5 protein-coding genes are annotated in these 6,199 nt (G+C 41.2%); 2 read left to right on the forward strand and 3 right to left on the reverse strand.

Going from position 1 to position 6,199, the window contains the following annotated elements; all coding sequences use genetic code 11:
- Positions 1-15 precede the first annotated feature (15 nt).
- Positions 16-168 (forward strand): hypothetical protein, encoded by a 153-nt coding sequence (locus KIH87_RS10415; RefSeq protein ID WP_232357830.1) that lies wholly within the window; start codon positions 16-18, stop codon positions 166-168.
- A gap of 64 nt (positions 169-232) precedes the next feature.
- Complete coding sequence (locus KIH87_RS10420) at positions 233-592, forward strand: VOC family protein (RefSeq protein WP_232357831.1); 360 nt, start codon at positions 233-235, stop codon at positions 590-592.
- A gap of 206 nt (positions 593-798) precedes the next feature.
- Here KIH87_RS10420 and KIH87_RS10425 read toward each other — a convergent pair whose 3' ends face one another.
- The 3 genes from KIH87_RS10425 to KIH87_RS10435 all read right to left on the reverse strand — a co-directional run bounded on the left by KIH87_RS10425 (position 799) and on the right by KIH87_RS10435 (position 5,715).
- On the reverse strand, positions 799-2,235 hold the full coding sequence (locus tag KIH87_RS10425) for a DUF1302 family protein (protein ID WP_232357832.1): 1,437 nt from the start codon (positions 2,233-2,235) through the stop codon (positions 799-801).
- 4 nt (positions 2,236-2,239) lie between these two features.
- Complete coding sequence (locus KIH87_RS10430; RefSeq protein WP_232357833.1) at positions 2,240-3,070, reverse strand: outer membrane lipoprotein-sorting protein; 831 nt, start codon at positions 3,068-3,070, stop codon at positions 2,240-2,242.
- A 62-nt stretch (positions 3,071-3,132) separates the two neighbouring features.
- Entirely contained in the window at positions 3,133-5,715 is a 2,583-nt protein-coding gene (locus tag KIH87_RS10435; RefSeq protein ID WP_232357834.1) for an efflux RND transporter permease subunit, read from the reverse strand.
- Positions 5,716-6,199 lie beyond the last annotated feature (484 nt).

Genomic DNA, 6,199 nt, shown 5'->3' on the forward strand with positions numbered 1-6,199 from the left:
ATAAAGGTGTCGTTATTGTACGACAAACAAGAATTGAAAATGAATGCCAAAAATGAATTAACGGTAAATTTAAAACAGGAAAATTTTCGCTACACAACCTCAAAATCAACGGCTGATGCAATTTTGCATATATTTTACGCCTTACCAGCAAAGCAACTTGACAAATAAACTCTCCTTAAACTAGGCTGCCGCCCCTCCGAAATATTCCCCTAAAAACCAAGAGACGAACGATATGAAAATGAACTATTTTGTTGTTGGAACAAACGACATGGACGCTGCAACTCAATTCTACGATTCCCTTTTTGCCAACATTGGTATTAATCAGGTTTTAGCAACAGACAGAATGGTATATTGGCAAAATGAGCATTTTACATTCGCAATCGCTATACCCTTTGATAAGCAGCCAGCAACCAATGGAAACGGGACAATGGTTGGCTTTGATGTTGGGTCTGCCGAAAACGTAAAAAAACTTTATAACGCCGTTATTGAATTAGGTGGAACATGTGAGGGAGAGCCTAAAGAACGCGGCCCGGTTTTTTCTGCATACACCCGCGATTTAGATAAGAATAAAATTAGCTTTTATACGCGGTAATCCGCTCATATAAAAATATCCATTTATATTTGGCTACGACTATGGTGAATAAGATTCAACCTCATCACCATGAATGCTTGCCTGAATAACCGACTCAAAACGCTTTCTTATGCGCTGCTGAGATTACTTCAGTTAGACATTACACAAGAGACAACATGGAATTGTCTCTTGTGATAGCGCCTTGCACAGCCGATTGCGGCATGAGATCAAAAGTTAAAATCGATTTGAGCAGATATCCGGTGCTTATCCCCTAATTGCCCGAATAACGAATCAGGAAGGTGAGTATTAAAATAATCAACCTGTATTTCGGTAGAAACGTTATCGCTAATATCGTATTGCACTTCAACCCGATGGAAAGACTCTTTATTTTGCAAATGCGCACTACTGGTGTAGACAGTTGTTAGAGTCTCGTTTAACCAGGGCTTGGTCAACACGAGATACGCGACCGTTTCATCCCGTTGAAAATTTAACAAACGACTATCCCAGCTATAAATATGCTGGTTGCTGAGCTCTAAACTCAGTGTGTATGCACCATTACTATTAAAGTCGAACCCCAGTGCAAAATCTAACACCTCATAAGGTTCAGTATCGGACTGAATGGTTGAATTGAAGTGTCGGTTCTTTTTAAAGGCCAGTTCGCCTTTCCACACAAAACCGCCATAACCCAAATTAAATCCAACCCCCAACATTTGATAACGCGGATATGTGAGGGCAAGCACATCCCGAGAATGTTCCTGTATCATTGTAAATACCGGATTATTCTCATGAACATCAGCAAGCATCACCGACCAATCCAGATTTCCCGAAGTCACAGCCCAACGTAAGCCTATTTCGGGCTGACTCCAAGAAGTTCCCGGACGTTCATCAATAATGTTTGCCAACGGCTGATTAATAATGCCATATGGATGCCCAGCTAAAGGAAGATCGTTAACCTTGATTTCCGGGATCACTATTAACGCCCAATGATGCTGCGATGCGATACTATGATGATACGCATCAACAACCAGCATGTTTTGTCCAATACGGGCATCCTCAATTGAGGTGAACACCGACTCAGTCAAGTCTCTGGGACTTATTACATCAGTAACAATTCCCCCATCGGCTTTGCCCCATATCACCAGTTGCCGCCCCATCTTGGCACTAAATGCCCCTTTACTCGCCTGCACATAAAACTCTCTTATTTCACTCTGATGACGATATTTGTCTTTCACCTCATCGCTGAAATCAGCATTGTTATAAACAAAATCTTGAGAAGCTTTACCATCAAATCGTAAGAAGTAGTCCCCTTGCCCCTTTTCCCATTGCAGCCGTAAAGACGAACGATTAATGACGAGGCTTTTGGGATCCTTAATGCCATAAGCTATTTCGTGACGAAAGGTAAAATGTGCCGGAGCCAATAACGCGCTTTGCTTCCATGAATCATAGAAGCTTAACTCATCACTATATTCTTGCTCTCCAACAACTTCCTCAGAGAAGAAAGGATCTTCAACCACTTTATCAGAGGCAAATTCCCCATCATCCATGTCGAAAGGTTGTTCTACATACTCGTCACTCTCAGTGAATATGTTGTCGGGAGGATTGGCAACAACCCCCACCGAAACACTGAGTAAAGCGAATACCAGAAACCGTAGCGCTGTACTCATACCCTTACTCTATAAATTGACGATAAGAGTTCAGGTGTCTTTCTCGAAATGCGCTGTCGGTAAGGGCGCGAAGGCTCAAAAAGTCGTCTTGAATCTCATCAATATTCAATGCGGTTTTTTGAATTTTCAATGTTGTCATGCGCTTTGTCTGCACGTTGTCAACATTGACAATCATTGGCATCCACACACCGTCAATATTTTTAATATCGTAAGAAACGATTTTCTTAACAATATTTCCCTGACGGTCATACAAAATGGTCTTTAAACCTATATTTCGTTCTTTATCAATCCAGTTGATGCTTTTTTGGTAATTACTTTTAGGTGCATATTCTGGCGTAGGTGTAATTTCCAGTACCCAACAATCTCTTTCCCTATAGTCCACGGTTTTAAGAAGCTTGTAGGTATAGTTTTCCAAATAAGGTTTTTCCATATCTTCGTAGCTAAATTCCGAGCCGAAAAAACTCCCTGATTTGGGTTCATTATCATTGCCAGAGACAATACGCTTAACCTTGCCTAGTGCCGACAAATACATCCACTGATCGGCATCTTTACTCGGTTCTTCGTAATCGTATTGCAAGAAACCAATACCGCGCTCAGCGGCTGGGCTTTTTACAATGGAAACAGAACGAACATCTTTTAAGTTCTCGCCAAAATCTTTCCTTACAGACTCAATTACTTTGCGTCTTGGCTTTTCTGCACAACCTGGCCTTTGATCTTTTATTACATAACGACAACTACTGAGTTCTTGCAGTGTTATTTGGTTAACACCATCTTCACGGTTATAGAGCTTGTAGGCAATGTCTCTAGGGCTGAGCTCCTGACTAAAGCCATACATAGAAGTGCAACACCCCAAAAAGAATAAAATTAGAATTCGAAGGTACATAGATAACGCTCCAATTACAGTGAACTGATAGCTTGATTGCTATTATTAAAAGGGTCTGACGTTTCTGGGCTGCCTTTAAATTTTGCTTTAAACAACACACACAGCGCAGGTAATAGAAGTAAGTCCGTGACCAGAGCCATCATGATGGCCAGTGAACTTAAAATGCCAAAGTTTCTTAAGGATATTTGTGATGAAAAAACAAAAATTAAGAATCCAAGGGCTAATACTATGGAAGTAAAGGTAATAGCCTGCCCCGCTTCTCTCACCGCTTGATGTATAGCGACACGGATGTTTCCTGTCTGCATGATCCCGGCACGATAGTGGGTGAGATAATGAATAGTGTCGTCCACTGCAATACCGATGATAATTGGTGCAATCAATAAGGTGTCGGTATCCAATGGAATGTTGAGATAGCCCATCATGCCGAAAGCAACCAAAATCGGCATTAAATTGGGTATCACAGCGATTAAACCAACGCGTTTAGACCCAAACACAACAAGCAGCAATAAAGAAATCACCACCAACGCCAAAGCAAAACTTTGAATTTGAGACCAGGCAATGTAATCAACAATTCGGGTCATCAAAGACATGCCGCCAGTGACCTGTATTTGCAAATCAGGATAATCTTGACGCACATCGGCAAACAACGTGTTGATATGCTGGTTAATGTCTTCAATCATAGGTACGTAAACATATGAACCAGCGGTCTTTAATGTAATTGTCATTCTTGCAGTGCTGTAATCGTCAGTTACCAACTGCCTTCTGTCCGCAGCATTGGCGTTGTTGAACATAAACAGGGTTTGAGCCAACACGCCTTGTTCTTGTGGAATGAGGTAATAATTATCATCATTATCGTGAAGTGATTTGAAAGCATCTTTACTCACATTCACTAGCGACGTTGTCTTACCGACCATGTCACCGTGGGTAGCTTTAATGTATTGTTGAAGTTCATCCATGCGATTAAGCAAACGCGGATCTTTAAACGCATCAGAAACCCCGGTTTCAAACAAGATATCCATCACATTACTGCCAGCCATATTGTTATCCACAATGGCGACGTTTTTACGAACAGAGCTATCATGAGGCAATATTTCAACGACGTTTGAATCCACTTTGATTTTGGGAATCCCCATAACCAGCACTACCGTAATCACACCAAAAATAGCGACGATTTGTTTCGGATAGGAATAACCCAAATGCTCAATGTCCTGTAACAAGCGTTGTAGCCTGTGAGGTCGTTGAAATTCTTGAATTTGCTTTTTCTTACTCACAGGAGCCCAAATATCCAACATCAAAGGCAACATAAAAACAGTCATCAAGAAGGTAAGGAACACGCCGACAGCAGCAAAGATACCAAAGTTTTGAATTGGAACGATGGGGGTAAAAGTCAGAGATAACAAGCCAATCGCCGTTGTTAAACTGGTCAAAAAGCAAGCCAGGCCAGACTTTTTAAGTACCAGACGCAACGCTTGTTGATGATCTTCACCTTTCTCTCTAAAAAATAAGTAACCTGAAAGAATGTGAATCGCGTTAGCGATCCCTACTGTCATGATTAAAAACACAATGATGTTGATCATGATGGTCATGACTGCACCAGACCAGCCAACCAATCCCAAAGTCAACATAAACGACATTACAACAATAAGCATTGACCAGATAACGGCACTGGATGAATGAAATAACACCCACAGCACCACCAGAATTAGCAACAACGAGCCAAATAACACCAACCCCATCTGCTTTAAAATCACATCATTTAAATAGGCCATTGTGGCGGAAAGACCTGTAGGGTGGAACTCCAGATAATCAGTGTACTCAGGGTTGTTTATCACCTCTTCGATTGCACTCATGAATAACGAGTATTCAACAATTTCTGCTTGGCGATATTTGGGTAAAGCTCCGGCCTCTACAACGTCACCTTCACTCCAGGTCGCATCCATGTCCACGAGCAAATCCTTATCGTCAGCCATTTCCAAATCTAACTGATTTGAAGCCAAGTCTGTCTCGGTTTGTTCAATCTGGGCAGATAGATCCGTTTTGATAACAATGGCGCCAATTCGAGAGTCTTTTGAAAAATAAACGCCTGTGTAATCAGGATGATTTAACGCTCGTTGCCTGAGTTGCTCTCGCATTTCATCATTTTCAGGGAATTCATCACCAATGAACGGGCGAGAAAGTAAAACACCTCCCTGTGATTCCATATAAGACACATTGATCAGGCTGGTTACATCGGTCATATGATGAAGCCCTTCCGGCGTATCAGCCTGACCCAAACTATAGTTGTTTAATCTTGTTTGTAATGCATGCAGTGCTTTGAGTGATTGATCGGAGAAAACATCTCCATCACGAGCTTTGTATGTCAGGAATAAGACTTCATCACTGCCAAAGTCGTTCCTGAATTTATCAAAGGCTAATTTTGCAGGATCATCTTTTTTAAAATATGCCTCCATGGTCATATCAACTTTCACATTGGGCATGCCATAAAACACAATCGCACTAATGGCAAAAAATCCAAGCCAAACAAGCCATTTAAAACGGCGCACGGTGTCAGGTACTTGCTCGAAAAAAAGGCTGGTACTTGCTAAAAACTGTTGCACGATTCTTCCTCTAACTATCTTGGTCAATTCACATAGCCTTAAATCACGATTTCAGGACAGCCGTCGAATCACGTTAATGACGCTATACTGAAAATTAGGACTATGTTTGAGTAAAACTTCTTGCTCCACCGACTCACACATCAAGTAGGCGGCAAATTATTGAACGAGTAGCAAAATTTCACTCAACGCGAATGAAATCACTGAACTCAATTTTGTTGCTGACGGTAGAAAAGCAATGACCATTAAAATCAAACGTAAAATTAAGCGATAAGAATTTACGGTTTCATTTTGGTCAACGTCCTCCAACCGAATGCAAGGTGAATTTATTGGTCGATCTTAGTCATATTTATTCGCCGGTCAACTCCTTTTACACAGTATCTTCTGCATGAAGAAATCAAGAACGATAAGCTATTCGCTTGTGCGTGTTTTAGGATATTGGCCGTTCACATATTCATAAATTTAAAACGTGAACGGCCAATAAATG

The organism is Paraneptunicella aestuarii, assembly GCF_019900845.1.
Classification (GTDB): Bacteria; Pseudomonadota; Gammaproteobacteria; order Enterobacterales; family Alteromonadaceae; genus Paraneptunicella; species Paraneptunicella aestuarii.

Coding starts and splice junctions, on each gene's coding strand:
- KIH87_RS10430 (WP_232357833.1), bottom strand. CDS start 3,070: ATGTATGGCTTTAGTCAGGAGCTCAGCCCTAGAGACATTGCCTACAAG.
- KIH87_RS10420 (WP_232357831.1), top strand. CDS start 233: ATGAAAATGAACTATTTTGTTGTTGGAACAAACGACATGGACGCTGCA.
- KIH87_RS10425 (WP_232357832.1), bottom strand. CDS start 2,235: ATGAGTACAGCGCTACGGTTTCTGGTATTCGCTTTACTCAGTGTTTCG.